This is a genomic window from Pseudomonas sp. TZ252, from assembly GCF_056110345.1.
Window position 1 is genome coordinate 1418826 of record NZ_CM148566.1, and the last position, 15367, is coordinate 1434192.

Annotated in this window: 15 protein-coding genes, 2 tRNA genes and 1 pseudogene; 10 read left to right on the forward strand and 8 right to left on the reverse strand. The window is 64.8% G+C overall.

Annotation, left to right across the window (positions count from 1 at the left end):
• Window positions 1–2: 2 nt before the first annotated feature.
• Window positions 3–1271: a glutamyl-tRNA reductase gene (hemA, locus tag ACYAF3_RS06560; protein ID WP_003095001.1), complete on the reverse strand. Its 1269-nt coding sequence runs from the start codon at window positions 1269–1271 to the stop codon at window positions 3–5.
• Window positions 1272–1414: 143 nt separating this feature from the next.
• Here hemA and lbcA point away from each other — a divergent pair, with 143 nt between their 5' ends.
• The 9 genes from lbcA (at window position 1415) to ACYAF3_RS06605 (ending at window position 8520) form a co-directional block, all read left to right on the forward strand.
• Complete coding sequence (gene lbcA / locus ACYAF3_RS06565) at window positions 1415–3187, forward strand: proteolytic complex protein LbcA (RefSeq protein ID WP_128669495.1); 1773 nt, start codon at window positions 1415–1417, stop codon at window positions 3185–3187.
• Between the two features lie 4 nt (window positions 3188–3191).
• Window positions 3192–3809, forward strand: coding sequence for a lipoprotein insertase outer membrane protein LolB (gene lolB / locus ACYAF3_RS06570; RefSeq protein WP_003095005.1), 618 nt, complete (start codon window positions 3192–3194; stop codon window positions 3807–3809).
• A 1-nt stretch (window position 3810) separates the two neighbouring features.
• A complete protein-coding gene (gene ispE / locus ACYAF3_RS06575; protein WP_003099284.1) occupies window positions 3811–4659 on the forward strand; it encodes a 4-(cytidine 5'-diphospho)-2-C-methyl-D-erythritol kinase in 849 nt (282 codons plus the stop codon).
• A gap of 36 nt (window positions 4660–4695) precedes the next feature.
• Window positions 4696–4770, forward strand: a tRNA-Gln gene (locus ACYAF3_RS06580).
• Window positions 4771–4825: 55 nt separating this feature from the next.
• Window positions 4826–5767: a ribose-phosphate pyrophosphokinase gene (locus ACYAF3_RS06585; RefSeq protein ID WP_003099281.1), complete on the forward strand. Its 942-nt coding sequence runs from the start codon at window positions 4826–4828 to the stop codon at window positions 5765–5767.
• 116 nt (window positions 5768–5883) lie between these two features.
• A complete protein-coding gene (locus ACYAF3_RS06590) occupies window positions 5884–6498 on the forward strand; it encodes a 50S ribosomal protein L25/general stress protein Ctc (RefSeq protein WP_003099279.1) in 615 nt (204 codons plus the stop codon).
• 41 nt (window positions 6499–6539) lie between these two features.
• Window positions 6540–7124 (forward strand): aminoacyl-tRNA hydrolase, encoded by a 585-nt coding sequence (gene pth / locus ACYAF3_RS06595; RefSeq protein WP_003099278.1) that lies wholly within the window; start codon window positions 6540–6542, stop codon window positions 7122–7124.
• Window positions 7125–7164: 40 nt separating this feature from the next.
• Window positions 7165–8265: a redox-regulated ATPase YchF gene (gene ychF / locus ACYAF3_RS06600; RefSeq protein WP_003099270.1), complete on the forward strand. Its 1101-nt coding sequence runs from the start codon at window positions 7165–7167 to the stop codon at window positions 8263–8265.
• Window positions 8266–8443: 178 nt separating this feature from the next.
• Window positions 8444–8520 (forward strand) — tRNA-Met (locus ACYAF3_RS06605).
• Between the two features lie 139 nt (window positions 8521–8659).
• On the opposite strand, the gene ACYAF3_RS06610 is transcribed toward ACYAF3_RS06605, so the two are convergent.
• The 3 genes and pseudogenes from ACYAF3_RS06610 to ACYAF3_RS06620 all read right to left on the reverse strand — a co-directional run.
• Window positions 8660–8965, reverse strand: coding sequence for a HigA family addiction module antitoxin (locus tag ACYAF3_RS06610; protein ID WP_003099268.1), 306 nt, complete (start codon window positions 8963–8965; stop codon window positions 8660–8662).
• A gap of 11 nt (window positions 8966–8976) precedes the next feature.
• Complete coding sequence (locus tag ACYAF3_RS06615; protein ID WP_003113526.1) at window positions 8977–9255, reverse strand: type II toxin-antitoxin system RelE/ParE family toxin; 279 nt, start codon at window positions 9253–9255, stop codon at window positions 8977–8979.
• A gap of 52 nt (window positions 9256–9307) precedes the next feature.
• Window positions 9308–9433 (reverse strand): annotated as a pseudogene (locus ACYAF3_RS06620) (phage integrase); the annotation flags it as partial.
• A gap of 150 nt (window positions 9434–9583) precedes the next feature.
• Between ACYAF3_RS06620 and ACYAF3_RS06625 the strand changes: the two are divergent.
• Window positions 9584–11812, forward strand: coding sequence for a TonB-dependent receptor (locus tag ACYAF3_RS06625; RefSeq protein ID WP_003099265.1), 2229 nt, complete (start codon window positions 9584–9586; stop codon window positions 11810–11812).
• Between the two features lie 69 nt (window positions 11813–11881).
• Here the strand turns inward: ACYAF3_RS06625 and can are convergent, their stop codons facing one another.
• From can to ACYAF3_RS06645, 4 genes are all read right to left on the reverse strand, one after another.
• Entirely contained in the window at window positions 11882–12529 is a 648-nt protein-coding gene (gene can, locus ACYAF3_RS06630) for a carbonate dehydratase (RefSeq protein WP_003095021.1), read from the reverse strand.
• A gap of 61 nt (window positions 12530–12590) precedes the next feature.
• Window positions 12591–13829, reverse strand: coding sequence for a C69 family dipeptidase (locus tag ACYAF3_RS06635; protein WP_003113524.1), 1239 nt, complete (start codon window positions 13827–13829; stop codon window positions 12591–12593).
• A 198-nt stretch (window positions 13830–14027) separates the two neighbouring features.
• Window positions 14028–14480: a ribosomal protein S18-alanine N-acetyltransferase gene (gene rimI / locus ACYAF3_RS06640; RefSeq protein ID WP_003095025.1), complete on the reverse strand. Its 453-nt coding sequence runs from the start codon at window positions 14478–14480 to the stop codon at window positions 14028–14030.
• A complete protein-coding gene (locus ACYAF3_RS06645) occupies window positions 14477–15178 on the reverse strand; it encodes a hypothetical protein (RefSeq protein ID WP_003121053.1) in 702 nt (233 codons plus the stop codon). The genes rimI and ACYAF3_RS06645 overlap by 4 nt, the downstream gene beginning before the upstream one ends.
• Window positions 15179–15367 lie beyond the last annotated feature (189 nt).

Consider the following 15367-nt stretch of genomic DNA (forward strand, 5'->3'; position numbering starts at 1 on the left):
GGTCAGTGGCGCGGCGCGCCCTCGTCGAGGGCGAACAGCTCCTGGGCCAGGGCCAGCGCGTCGATGCGGCCCTCGGCGGACATTTTCTTCATCTGCACGCTGGGCGCGTGCAGCAGTTTGTTGGTCAGGCCGCGGGCCAGCTGGGCCATCACCTCGGCGGGGTCGGCACCGTTGGCCAGTTGCCGCTGGGCCTTGCCCAGCTCCTCATCGCGCAGGCGCTCGGCCTGCTGCCGATAGGCGCGCAGCACGTCCACCGCGGCCAGTTCGCGCAGGCGCTGCATGAACTCGGCGACGCCGCTGCCGACCAGTTCCTCGGCGGCCTGGGCAGCGCCCTGGCGGCTCTTGAGATTCTCCGCCACTACTTCGTGGAGGTCGTCGACGCTATAGAGGTAGACGTCGTCCAGTTCGCCGACTTCCGGCTCGATGTCGCGCGGCACGGCGATGTCGACCATGAACATCGGCTTGTGCTTGCGCTGCTTCAGCGCGCGCTCCACGGCGCCCTTGCCGAGGATCGGCAACTGGCTGGCAGTGGAGCTGATGACGATATCGCTGTTGGCCAACTCCTCGGGTATCTCCGAAAGCAGCACCGCATGGGCGCCGAACTGCTCGGCGAGCAGGCTGGCGCGCTCCAGGGTGCGGTTGGCCACCACGATGCGCTTCACGCCTTGCTCGAACAGGTGGCGCGCGACCAGGGTGATGGTCTCGCCGGCGCCGATCAGCAGCGCCTGGCTGCGGTGCAGGTCGCTGAAGATCTGCTTGGCCAGGCTCACCGCGGCGAACGCCACGGACACCGGGTTCTCGCCGATGGCGGTATCGGTGCGGACGGTCTTCGCCGTACTGAAGGTGGCCTGGAACAGGCGGCCGAGCAGCGGACCGACGGTGCCGGCCTCGCGCGCGACGGCGTAGGCCGACTTCATCTGGCCGAGGATCTGCGGCTCGCCGAGGACCATCGAGTCGAGGCCGGAGGCCACGCGCATCATGTGGCGCACCGCGTCTTCGTCCTGGTGCACATAGGCACAGGCGCGCAACTCGTCGAGAGTCAGGCGATGGTAGTCCGCCAGCCAGGCGAGCACGTCGTCCGCGGTCGGATGGTCGATCTCCAGGTAGAGTTCGCTCCGGTTGCAGGTCGACAGGATGGCCGCCTCGCGGCTGGTGGTCAGGCGGCAGAGCTGCTGCAGCGCCTCGACCATCTGTTCCGGAGTGAAAGCCACGCGCTCGCGGACAGCCACCGAGGCGGTCTTGTGATTGATGCCGAGGGCAATGAAGGCCATGCAGGATCGCTGAGCTAATCGGGGAAACGCGCAATTCTCCTACTTCGCCAAGGGCAGGACAACCATTGCCGATGTATTGACCCCATAGACAGCTTCGTCGACGCCCGTCCCGGCCCCCTTGGGCTTGCCGGACGGCTTATGTCATGATGGCGCCACCCTCGCAGGTTCAAGGCCGGCTTTCTTCCTCTATGAACAAATCCCTTGCGCTGCTGACCGTCACGCTGCTGCTCGGCGGCTGCCAGTCACTTATCCACAAGACTCCCGATGGCACCCCGCCGGTGGAAGACACCGCGGTCGAGACCAAGGCCAAGCCGGAAAAGTACGGCTCCTTCAGCGAGGACAGCCTGTATTCGCTGCTGGTGGCCGAACTGGCCGGGCAGCGCAACCGCTTCGACATCGCCCTGAGCAACTATGTGGTGCAGGCGCAGAAAACCCGCGACCCCGGGGTTTCCGAGCGCGCCTTCCGCATCGCCGAATACCTCGGCGCCGACCAGGAAGCCCTCGACACCTCCCTGCTCTGGGCGCGCAGCGCGCCGGACAACCTCGATGCCCAACGCGCCGCCGCGATCCAGTTGGCCCGCGCCGGGCGCTACGAGGAGTCCATGGTGTACATGGAGAAGGTCCTCAACGGCCAGGGCGACACGCACTTCGACTTCCTCGCCCTGTCTGCCGCGGAGACCGACCCGGATACCCGCGCCGGCCTGCTGCAGAGCTTCGACCACCTGTTGAAGAAATACCCGAACAACGGCCAGTTGCTGTTCGGCAAGGCCCTGCTGCTGCAACAGGACGGCCGCCCGGACGAAGCCCTGACCCTGCTCGAGGACAACTCCGCAAGCCGCCACGAAGTGGCCCCCCTGCTGCTCCGCTCGCGCCTGTTGCAGAGCATGAAGCGCAGCGACGAGGCCCTGCCGCTGCTCAAGGCCGGGATCAAGGAACACCCGGACGACAAGCGCGTGCGCCTCGCCTACGCGCGCCTGCTGGTGGAGCAGAACCGCCTGGACGACGCCAAGGCCGAGTTCGCCGGACTGGTCCAGCAATTCCCCGACGACGACGACCTGCGTTTCTCCCTGGCGCTGGTCTGCCTGGAAGCCCAGGCCTGGGACGAAGCCAGGATCTACCTGGAAGAACTGGTCGAGCGCGACAGCCACGTCGACGCCGCCCACTTCAACCTCGGCCGCCTCGCCGAGGAACAGAAGGACACCGCGCGTGCCCTCGACGAGTACGCCCAGGTCGGCCCGGGCAATGACTTCCTCCCGGCGCAACTGCGCCAGACCGACGTCCTGCTCAAGGCCGGTCGCGTCGACGAAGCCGCCCAGCGCCTGGACAAGGCGCGCAGCGAGCAACCCGACTACGGCATCCAGCTGTACCTGATCGAAGCCGAGGCGCTGTCCAACAACGACCAGCAGGAAAAGGCCTGGCAGGCCATCCAGGAGGGTCTGAAGCAGTACCCGGAGGACCTCAACCTGCTCTACACCCGCTCGATGCTGGCGGAGAAGCGCAACGACCTGGCGCAGATGGAAAAGGACCTGCGCTTCGTCATCGCCCGCGAGCCGGACAACGCCATGGCCCTCAACGCCCTCGGCTACACCCTGGCCGACCGCACAACCCGCTACGGCGAGGCCCGCGAGTTGATCCTCAAGGCGCACAAGCTGAACCCGGACGACCCGGCGATCCTCGACAGCATGGGCTGGATCAACTATCGCCAGGGCAAGCTGGCCGACGCCGAGCGCTACCTGCGCCAGGCGCTGCAGCGCTACCCCGACCACGAGGTCGCCGCGCACCTGGGCGAAGTCTTCTGGGCCCAGGGGCGCCAGGGCGACGCCCGGGCCATCTGGCGCGAATACCTCGACAAGCAGCCCGACAGCGACGTGCTGCGCCGCACCATCAAGCGCCTGACCGGCGCCGAGACTCCTTGAAACCATGCGTCTACGTCTTTTCCTCGCCGCCTCCGCGCTGGCCCTGCTCAGCGGCTGCGCCGGCCTGACCTCCCACGAAGCCCTGGAAGGCCAGGGCGATGCGCAGACCTGGAAAACCCACAAGCAGCAGCTCAGCGAGCTGGATGCCTGGCAGATCGACGGCAAGGTCGGCATCCGCGCCCCGCGCGACTCCGGCAGCGGCACCCTGTTCTGGCTGCAGCGCCAGGGCTACTACGACATCCGCCTGTCCGGCCCGCTCGGCCGCGGCGCAGCACGCCTGACCGGGCGTGAAGGCGCGGTGAGCCTGGAAGTCGCCGGTCAGGGCCGCTACCAGGCGGAGTCCCCGGAAGCACTGCTGGAAGAACAACTAGGCTGGCGCCTGCCGGTCTCGCACCTGCTCTGGTGGGTACGCGGCCTCCCGGCGCCGGACAGCAAGAGCCGCCTGACCCTCGACGCCGACAGTCGCCTGGCGCGCCTGGAACAGGACGGCTGGCAGATCGAATACACCCGCTACGCCGAACAGAACGGCTACTGGCTACCCGAGCGCCTGAAGCTGCACGGCCAGGACCTCGACGTCACCCTGGTGATCAAGGACTGGCAGCCGCGCCAGCTCGGCCGCTGACATGAGCGTGCGCCTCAGCCTGCCAGCCCCGGCCAAGCTCAATCTGTTCCTGCATATCCTCGGCCGCCGCGACGATGGCTATCACGAGTTGCAGACCCTGTTCCAATTCCTCGACCACGGCGACGAGCTGCATTTCGAAGCCCGCCAGGACGGCCAGGTACGCCTGCACACGGAAATCGCCGGGGTGCCGCACGACAGCAACCTGATCGTGCGCGCCGCGCGCGGGCTGCAGGAAGCCTCCGGCAGCCCGCAAGGCGTCGACATCTGGCTGGACAAGCGCTTGCCCATGGGGGGCGGCATCGGCGGCGGCAGCTCCGACGCCGCCACGACGCTCCTGGCCTTGAACCATCTCTGGCAACTCGGCTGGGACGAGGACCGCATCGCCGCCCTGGGCCTGCGCCTGGGCGCCGACGTGCCGGTCTTCACCCGCGGACGCGCAGCTTTCGCCGAGGGCGTGGGCGAAAAGCTCACCCCGGTGGACATCCCGGAGCCCTGGTATCTCGTCGTGGTTCCGCAAGTACTTGTCAGCACAGCAGAAATTTTTTCAGATCCACTGTTGACACGCGATTCTCCCGCCATTAAAGTGCGCACCGTTCTCGAGGGGGACAGCCGAAACGACTGTCAGCCGGTAGTCGAGAGGCGTTACCCAGAAGTTCGTAACGCTTTGATCTTGCTAAACAAATTTGTTTCAGCTAGATTAACCGGCACTGGAGGTTGTGTGTTTGGGAGCTTCCCAAACAAAGCTGAAGCTGATAAAGTCTCGGCCCTTCTTCCAGACCACCTTCAGAGGTTCGTCGCCAAAGGAAGCAACATCTCGATGTTGCACCGGAAGCTGGAAACTCTGGTCTGAGAAAGGAATGCCGAAACGGCATTCGAGCAATACCACAGGGGCGTCGCCAAGCGGTAAGGCAGCAGGTTTTGATCCTGCCATGCGTTGGTTCGAATCCAGCCGCCCCTGCCATTTTCCTCTTCTGTATTTCATCCGGATCCCTTCGGTCGACACAGGTACCTGTAGCGTGTCCAAGATGATGGTCTTCACGGGGAACGCTAACCCCGATCTTGCACGACGCGTCGTGCGTCAGCTGCACATTCCTCTTGGCGATGTTTCAGTTGGCAAATTCTCCGATGGCGAAATCAGCGTCGAAATCAACGAAAACGTCCGCGGCAAGGACGTATTCCTGATTCAGCCGACCTGCGCGCCGACCAACGACAACCTGATGGAACTGGTGGTGATGGCCGATGCCTTCCGCCGCTCCTCGGCCACTCGTATCACCGCTGTCATCCCCTACTTCGGCTATGCCCGCCAGGATCGCCGTCCGCGTTCCGCCCGCGTGGCCATCAGCGCCAAGGTAGTGGCCGACATGCTGACCGTCGTCGGGGTCAACCGTGTCCTCACGGTCGACCTGCACGCGGATCAGATCCAGGGCTTCTTCGATATCCCGGTAGACAACATCTACGGTTCCCCCGTGCTGGTGGACGATATCGAAGACCAGCGCTTCGAGAACCTGATGATCGTCTCCCCGGACATCGGCGGCGTGGTGCGCGCGCGCGCCGTGGCCAAGTCCCTGGGCGTTGACCTTGCGATCATCGACAAGCGTCGTCCCAAGGCCAACCAGTCCGAAGTGATGCACATCATCGGTGACGTCGAAGGCCGTACCTGCGTACTGGTAGACGACATGGTCGATACCGCCGGCACCCTCGGTCACGCCGCCAAGGCCCTGAAAGAGCACGGCGCCGCCAAGGTCATCGCCTACTGCACCCACCCGGTGCTGTCCGGCCGTGCCATCGAGAACATCGAGAAATCCGTACTGGACGAGCTGGTGGTGACCAACACCATCCCGCTGTCCGCCGCTGCCCAGGCCTGTGGCCGCATCCGCCAGCTGGACATCGCTCCGGTCGTTGCGGAAGCCATGCGCCGGATCAGCAACGAAGAATCGATCAGCGCGATGTTCCGCTGAGGCCCAGCCTCGGCGAACGCGCCTGAACGAAAACGCCCCGCTCCGGCGGGGCCTTTGAAATCGCCCGAACGCTGGTCGCAAGCGTTCGGGCGCATTGTTATTTTTGGAGATACACAATGGTCGACTTTATTCTGAATGCCCAAGTGCGTTCCGATCTGGGGAAAGGTGCGAGCCGCCGCCTGCGTCGTAACGCCGGTCTGGTTCCTGCTGTCGTTTACGGCGGCGACAAAGAGCCCCAGTCCGTAACCCTGGAACTGCGCGAAATCGCCAAGCTCCTGGAAAACGAGGCTGCCTTCAGCCACGTGATCGCCCTGAACGTTGGCGGCGCCAAGGAAACCGTACTGATCAAGGCCCTGCAGCGCCATCCGGCGAAAGGCTTCGTGATGCACGCCGACTTCCTGCGCGTGGTCGCCGACCACAAGCTGACCGCCCACGTACCGCTGCACTTCATCAACGAAGAAGTAGCCGTTGGCGTCAAGCAAGCCGGTGGCGAGATCTCCCACACCATCTCCGAAGTCGAAGTTTCCTGCCTGCCGAAAGACCTGCCGGAATTCATCGAAGTCGACATGGCCAAGGTCGAGCTGGGCCAGATCGTTCACCTGTCGGACCTCAAGGCTCCGAAAGGCGTCGAGCTGGTACAACTGGCCCACGGCAACGACCTGGCCGTTGCCAACATCCACGCTTCCCGCGTGGTGAAGGAAGAAGGTAGCGAAGAAGGCGCCGCCGAGTAATTCATTACTCGATCGCCTTTTTATAGAGAGGGGCTCCCGTCGTGACTGCCGTACAACTGATCGTTGGCCTGGGAAACCCGGGTCCTGAATACGACCAGACCCGGCATAACGCGGGGGCCCTTTTCGTTGAGCGCCTGGCGCATGCCCAGGGCGTCAGCCTCGTGGCTGACCGCAAGTATTTCGGCCTGGTCGGCAAGTTCAGCCACCAGGGCAAGGACGTTCGTCTGTTGATCCCGACCACCTACATGAACCGCAGCGGCCAGTCCGTGGCGGCGCTGGCGGGATTCTTCCGGATCGCCCCGGACGCCATCCTGGTGGCCCACGACGAACTCGACATGCCCCCTGGCGTCGCCAAGCTCAAGACCGGCGGCGGACACGGCGGGCACAACGGGTTGCGCGATATCATCGCCCAGCTCGGCAATCAGAATTCTTTCCATCGCCTGCGGCTTGGCATCGGCCATCCGGGGCACAGCAGCCTGGTTTCCGGTTACGTGCTCGGCCGCGCCCCGCGCAGCGAGCAGGAACTGCTCGACACCAGCATCGACTTCGCCCTCGGCGTGCTGCCGGAAATGCTCGCCGGGGACTGGACCCGGGCGATGCAGAAGCTGCACAGCCAGAAGGCCTGAACCACTTTTCTAGCGCCTGTCTGAGCGCGAGGGACATAGCATGGGATTCAACTGCGGCATCGTCGGCCTGCCCAACGTCGGCAAGTCCACCCTGTTCAACGCCCTGACCAAATCCGGTATCGCGGCGGAAAACTTCCCGTTCTGCACCATCGAGCCGAACAGCGGCATCGTGCCGATGCCCGACGCGCGCCTGAACGCCCTGGCCGAGATCGTCAAGCCCGAGCGCGTACTGCCGACCACCATGGAATTCGTCGACATCGCCGGCCTGGTGGCGGGCGCCTCCAAGGGTGAGGGCCTGGGCAACAAGTTCCTCGCCAACATCCGCGAGACCGACGCCATCGCCCACGTGGTGCGCTGCTTCGAAGACGACAACGTGATCCACGTGTCCAACAGCGTCGACCCCAAGCGCGACATCGAGATCATCGACCTCGAACTGATCTTCGCCGACCTCGACAGCTGCGAGAAGCAACTGCAGAAAGTCGCCCGCAACGCCAAGGGCGGCGACAAGGAAGCCCTGGCCCAGAAGGCCCTGCTGGAAAAGCTCATCCCCCACTTCACCGAAGGCAAGCCGGCGCGTTCGCTGCTGAAGAACCTCGGTGACGAGGAGAAGCGCCTGGTGCGCAGCTTCCACCTGCTGACCAGCAAGCCGGTGATGTACATCGCCAACGTCGCCGAGGACGGCTTCGAGAACAACCCGCACCTGGATGTGGTGAAGGCCATCGCCGAGGAAGAAGGCGCGGTGGTGGTGCCGGTGTGCAACAAGATCGAAGCCGAGATCGCCGAGCTGGAAGACGGCGAAGAGAAGGACATGTTCCTCGAGTCCCTCGGTCTCGAGGAACCCGGCCTGAACCGTGTGATCCGTGCCGGCTACGGCCTGCTCAACCTGCAGACCTACTTCACCGCCGGGGTGAAGGAAGTCCGCGCCTGGACCGTCCGCGTCGGCGCCACCGCCCCGCAGGCCGCCGGCGTGATCCACACCGACTTCGAGAAAGGCTTCATCCGCGCCGAAGTGGTCGCCTACGACGACTTCATCCAGTTCAAGGGCGAACAGGGCGCCAAGGAAGCCGGTAAATGGCGCCTGGAAGGCAAGGACTATATCGTCAAGGACGGCGACGTGATGCATTTCCGCTTCAACGTGTAATCCCCTTCCCGTCCCAGGAAAGCCCCGGCCAAGCGCCGGGGCTTTTCGCTCCTGCCCCTCCCCATCGCCCTCTCTCCGGCGATCCGACCCCTTCCGTCTAAACGATTGAAAGATCAGAAAATTATCTAGCCCCAGGGGTTGACAGCCCCGCCCGAGATACGGAAAATGCGCGCCACTCGGCTACATAGCTCAGTCGGTTAGAGCGCAGCATTCATAATGCTGATGTCCCAGGTTCAAGTCCCGGTGTAGCCACCATATTTTTCAAGGGGTTAGCGCAAGCTAACCCCTTTTTGTTTTGGTCGGCAGACTACAAACCGTCTACGCCCCCCTTTACCGATTTACGGTTCGCATAAAAAAGCCCCGCATCTGCGGGGCTCTACGATCAACGTCACTGCTATCCGTGAGCAAGCAGCGGCTCAATCTCATGTTCGATCTGCTTGCCATTCGCCGCATAAGCAGTTGCTAACGAATACTCACTCTGGAGATTCATCCAGAACTGAGCGGACGTATCAAAGTAACGCCCCAGACGAATCGCCATATCTGCGGAGATACCACGCTGCTCACGAACGATATCGTTCACTGTCGGAGCGGAGACTTTCAAAGCGCGTGCTAGAGCAGCTGGAGAGATATCCAACTCCATCAGAAACTCATCGCGCAATATTTCCCCAGGATGGATGGGGCGCATACCATTGGTAGCCATGGTCCACCTCCTCAGTGGTAATCAACTATTTCGACTTCTTCGGGACCCGCATCCGTCCAGACGAAACAGACACGCCACTGGTCATTGATCCTGATGCTATGTTGGCCCGCCCGCTTTCCCTGCAACGGCTCCAACCGGTTTCCAGGTGGAGAGCGCAGGTCTCGAAGCTCCGTAGCCGCATGAAGCATTGCAAGCTTACGCGTAGCGACTGTGAGGATCGCTCCCCACCGCCTCGAAAGACCCGTCTCAAAAAGCTGACGAGTCTCGTCGCAGCGAAAGGTCAGAATCATTCATTAACCCTTAACGTTAAGCGTTAACTTCACTACAGATTACCACAGATCCTCATGTGGTCAATTTGTAGCCAGACTGAGTAATCGGAGAAAAGCGCATCGCCGATTCCAAGTGCTCCGGCGACAGATGTGCATACCGCATCATCATCGAGGAATGCCCGAGGATCCGCTGTAGGGCCACGCCATGCGCAGCGCCCCGTGTCAGGCATTTCATCTTGCTTTGGATGCCAGGCATGCCTCATTGAAACAGTTCGAATCATTTGATAATCATTATCGATTTGTTTAGCTTTGCCGCCCATCAAAACAACAGCAACTCGGAAATCTCCTCATGCCCCGCTCCATCCCTTTGCGCCCGGCTCCCCTGGCGCTTTCCCTGTCCCTCTTCGCTTCGTTTTCCGCTCCTGCGCTGGCTGCCGATCCGGTGGAGCAGCAGATGGTGGTGATCGGCTCGCGCGCGCCGACCAGCATCAGCGAGTTGCCCGGCACGGTCTGGGTGATCGAGCGCGAGCAACTGGACCAGCAGACCCAGGCCGGCGTGCCGCTGAAGGAGGCGTTGGGACAATTGATCCCGGGCCTGGATATCGGCTCCCAGGGTCGTACCAACAACGGCCAGAACCTGCGCGGACGCAGCGTACTGGTGATGATCGACGGGGTGTCGCTGAACAGTTCACGGGGCATCAGCCGGCAGTTCGACTCCATCGACCCATTCAACATCGAGCGCATCGAGGTGATGTCCGGCGCCAGCGCGGTGTACGGCGGCGGCGCCACCGGCGGGATCATCAACATCGTGACCAAGAAGGGCGTCGGCGGCGACACTCGCTTCAACACCGAGCTGGGCGCCCGCAGCGGCTTCCAGAGCCATGAGGACCACGACCTGCGCGCGGCGCAGTCGATCAGCGGCGGCAACGACCTGTTCAACGGCCGCCTGGCCATCGCCTACCAGAAGAACGGAGCGGCCTACGACGGCAGTGGCGACCAGGTACTGACGGACATCACCCAGACCGACCTGCAGTACAACAGGTCGGTGGACCTGATGGGCAGCCTTGGCTTCACTTTCGCCAATGGCCACAGCCTCGATCTCGGCCTGCAGTACTACGACTCCGGCTACGACGGCGACCGCGGCCTCGATCTTGGGCGCAACTTCGACGCCCTGCGCGGACGGGCACCCTATTCGATCAAGGGCGGCGTCGACCTCGACCGCGAGCCGGAGAGCAAGCGCCATCAGTTCAACGCCACCTACCACGCGCCGGAAGTGCTGGGTCACGACCTCTACCTGCAGGCCTACTACCGCAACGAGAAGATGGCCTTCAATCCCTTCCCTACCATCCGCTACAGCAATAGCGGCGCGATCAACTACGGCACCTCCTACTACTCGGCCTCGCAGCAGGACACCGACTACTACGGGATGAAACTGGCCCTGGTGAAGACCTGGGAGCGCGCCAGCCTGACCTACGGGGTGGACCTGGACCGGGAAAAATTCACGTCCGACCAGATGCTCTTCAACCTGCCGCTCGCCGCCGCCAGCGGCGGGCTGGTAGCCAGTGAACAGGCCAAGCTGGGCCGCTACCCGGACATCGATACCGACAGCCGCGCCTTCTTCCTCCAGGGCAGTTGGAAGGCCACCGACGACCTGACCCTGAGCGCCGGCGTGCGGCGCCAGTCGATGAGCACCGACGTCAGCGACTTCGTTGCGGCGAACCAGCAGATCCTCATCGCCAACGGCCTCGGCAAGACCGCCGACGCGGTTCCGGGCGGGAGCAAGGACTACGACGTCAACCTGGTCAACGTCGGCGCCATCTACAAGCTGAACCTGCAACAACAGGTCTGGGCCAACTACAGCGAAGGCTTCGAGCTGCCGGATCCGGCCAAGTACTACGGTTTCGGACGCTACGGCGCAGCCGACGGCAATGGCCACTACCCGCTGTTGCAGGGGGTCAGCGTGAACGACTCGCCGCTGGACGGGATCAAGACCAAGCAGGTCGAGCTGGGCTGGCGGCACACCGACGGTGCCCTGGATACCCAGGTGGCGGCGTTCTATTCCTGGTCGGACAAGAGCATCAAGTACGACTCGAAGACCCTGGCGGTGCTGCAGCAGGACACCAAGAAGCGCAACTACGGCCTGGAGGGCCAGGCTACCTACTGGCTGGACGATCACTGGCAGGTCGGCGTCAACGGCCTGGCCATCCGCTCCCAGGAGAAGGTCGACGGCCGCTGGCTGAAGCAGGACGTGACCTCGGCCAGCCCGTCCAAGGCCGGCGCCTTCGTCGGCTGGAAGGACGACCAGCGCAGCCTGCGCCTGCAGGGCGTGCGCACCTTCAACCTGAACGACGAGCCGGGCAACAAGATCGACGGCTACGCGCTGTTCGACCTGCTCGGCACCCAGGCGCTGCCGGTGGGCACCCTCACCGCGGGCATCCAGAACCTGCTGGACAAGGACTACACCACGGTCTGGGGACAACGCGCGCAGGTCTACTACGGCGGGCTCGCACCAGCGGGACTGTTCGACTACAAGGGACGGGGGCGGACCTACAGCCTGACGTATAGCGTGGAGTTCTGAAGCCGTCCTCGACAGTTCCCCTGTCCCTCCAGGGAGAGGGGAACTCGTGGGAAAGAGCTTCCGCCTCTCTCAGCAGCAACCGCCCAGCGGACTCAAGCGATACTGCGGCGGCAACTGGTCGAGGCCGCTGACGGTGACGTTGAGGTTCTTCCACAGGCCATCCTTGATCCCGTAGATGCAGCCATGCACGGACAGCGACTGGCCGCGGTGCCAGGCGTTCTGGACGATGCTGGTGTGGCTGACGTTGGCCACCTGCTGGATCACGTTGAGCTCGCAGAGGCGGTCGACGCGCTCTTCCTCGGTCGGCAACTGCTCCAGGTGCTCGCGGTATTCGTAGGCGAGGTCGCGAATGCTGCGCAGCCAGCCGTCGATCAGGCCGAGCTGGTCGTTGTGCAGGGAGGCGCGCACGCCGCCGCAGCCGTAGTGGCCGGTGACCAGGATGTGCTTGACCTTGAGCACGTCGACGGCGAACTGGATCACCGACAGGCAGTTGAGGTCGGTGTGCAGCACGACGTTGGCGACGTTGCGATGGACGAACAGGTCGCCGGGCAGCATGCCGACGATTTCGTTGGCCGGCACCCGCGCGTCGGAGCAGCCGATCCAGAGGTACTCGGGGGTCTGCTGGCGGGCCAGCTTGGCGAAGAAGTCCGGGTCTTCCTGCTTGATCGCTTCGGCCCAGCGGACGTTGTTCTCGAACAGTTGCTGCAAGTCGCTCATGGCATGCCCCTCGTTTGACCGGTGCAGCACCTTACGGAAGGCGATGCCCGTTTGACAAGCGTCACAGCGCGGCGTGGCTACGCCACCAGCGCTGCTGCGCCAGCGGCTGCATGGCGACCTGATCATGCCAACAGGCGTGCCAGGCTGCGGCATCCTCTGCCAGGCGCGGCCAGTCGGGCTGTTCGAGGTCGGCGAAGAGTTCCCGTTCCAGCCAATCGCGGCCGCTGCGCAGGAGCCGGCGGAAGGCGCGGTCGGTGAGCGCGCGGCGGTGCACCGCCTCGAAGCGCCACCAGGGGGACTCCTGTACCGCCTCGCGCGGCTGGCTGAGCACGGCGGCGCCGGAGGCCGGATCGAAGGACAGCGGCTGGAACAGTCCCAGGCACGGCGCCGAAGTACCGGTGGCGGCCAGCAACGGGCCGTCGTCGCGCAAGCGGGCGACCAGACTGGCGGTGGTCTGCGAAGGCCGCCAGAAGCTGCCGGCGTGCATGCATACCTGGCGGTTGTTGTGGCGGCGGAAGTGGTCCCCGCGCGGGCCATGGTGGCGCAGCGCGGCGAACAGCGCGTGCCAGTCCGGCTCACCAGGCAGGCTGTCGAGGAAGCGCTGGTTGATCCGACAGCGCCGGTGCGCGCCGCCGACCCAGGGTAGCAGGCGGGTGTCGAAGACCCGCGCGAAGTGGAAGTCGCCGCGACCATCCCAGCAGCCCTGGCGGCGAGCCTGGTCCTCGAGGTCGCGGCTGCACAGGTCGAATTCGTGGCCAAGGGTCAGGGCGTTGGAGATGGCCCAGCGCTCGACCTTCTTCGCCGCCCACAGGTTGCCGGCGGTTTCCAGCACCCAGGCTTCGCCGGGGTCGGCGATGAGGAAGCTGTTGTCGTAGCGGATGCGCTTGTCGCGGTAGCCGGCCGGGCCGCCCTGGCCGTAACGCTGCAACAACCCGGTGATCACCTCTAGCGCCTCGCGGGCGCTGGCGCCGCGCTCCAGTCCCAGGCGCAGCAGGTCCATGCCGAGCAGCGCGGTGCCGCGCTGACGGGTCAGCTTGGTGAACACCGCTTCGTTGCCGATGGCCACGCCGTGCTCATTGACGCCCATTTCCGCGCCCCAGATCCAGCTCGGCTGGCTGATCACCAGCGCATGTCGCTGGGCGGTCTGGGGAATGTCGAGATAGGTGGTGCGCAAGCGCGCTTCCGGATCGTTGCGCACCGCCGGCAGGCGCAGCAGACGCTGCGGTTCGGCGGGCTCGCGGTCACTGTTCTTGGCGAACCAGGTCTGGCCCTGGTGGCGAAGGATCAGGGTGTCGCACATGGGGGGCTCCAGTCTGCGCATCCTGCCACCGGCCGCTGTCGACCTGACTTCGCACTCCCGCGAAGGGTTACCGCATGAAGGGACCTGCCTGCGGTATGCAGGCGAGAATCGGAATGCTGGTAAGGGTACGGCGGTGCCAGAAGGCCAGCCAGCTACTCCAAGTGATAGCTAGTTGCCGGCAGGGAAGCGGAGCAAGCCTCAGTCGAACAGGGTACAGGCCATGACCAGGGCGTCTTCGCGCCCGCCGACGGCGGGGTAGTAGTCGCGACGGCGGCCGATCTCGTTGAAACCGTAGCGTTCGTAGAGGCGGTAGGCGGCCTGGTTGGAAGCGCGCACTTCGAGGAAGCATTCGCGAGCCTGGTGGCCGGCCGCCTCGCGCATCAGGTGTTCGAGCAGGCGCAGACCGAGGCCACGCCCCTGGCTTTCGGGCTTCACCGTGATATTCAGCAGGTGCGCCTCGTCGAGGATGATCTGGATGACGCCATGGCCGACCTGCTGGCTACCCTCGAACATCAGCCAGCAATGGTAGTTCTTCAGGCCTTCGCTGAAGATGCCACGGGTCCAGGGGTGGCTGAAGGCGGCATATTCGATTTTCAGCACGGCATCGAGGTCCGCCTCGGTCATCGGGCGGAAGGAAATCGCATCGCTCATTGAATCTCGCTCGACCAGCGCTGACGGACACGGCGCATGGCGCGCCACAGCTCGCCCTTGAGGGCGGGTTCTTCCATGAGGGCTTCCAGGCCTGGCACGGCCCAGGTTGCGCCCAGACCGTCCACCTGCAGCTCGCGGAACAGGCTGCCCTCGTCGCCCTCGCCGGCGAAGCGGATCGCCGGCAGGCCGACCAACCACAGGCAGCGGCTACGCTCGCTCTCCTCCATGCGCGCGGCGACGAAGCTCTGGACGAACTCCAGGGCCGCCTGCGGCCCCTGGTCGAGGTTGCCGCGCGCCAGCAGCGGCCAGCGTACCGGTTCGCCGATCAGCCGCGGGCTGTCCGGCAGGCCGGCGGCGCGCAGCAGGTCGCGCAGCAGCAGGTAACCCGGATCGCGGCTGGCGAAGGGTTCGCCGGTGGGCAGTTCGACCAGCAGGGTGCAGGAGCCCGCCTGCAGCAGTTGCAAGGCGAAGCGCGGCGGCGGGGCCTGGACCGCCGGCGACTCGGCCGGGGCCTCTTCGACCGGCGCGACCGGCTCGGCTTTCTTCGCCGCCGGGGCGCCCGGCTTCGGCAGGCTGATCGGGATCCCCCGGCCTTCCACGGGCGCGGCGGGAGCCACGCTCGGCGCGCTGGCCGGCGCCTCGGCTTGCGGGACGCGGGCCTGCGGCGCATCGATCGCGGCGCGCGCACGCACAGGCACCGCCGGCTCTTCCCGGGGCGGGGTCTCCAGCAACTCCGGCCGCGAGGGTGCGGCGAACGGCAACGGCTGGCGGGGCAGCCAACTGGTTATCTGCATCGCGCCCAGGAAGGCGCGGCGACGCTGTTCTTCGATCAAATCTCGGGCACCGGCAATTAGGCGATGCGCGGGGACGGTTTCGCCCCCGGCGTT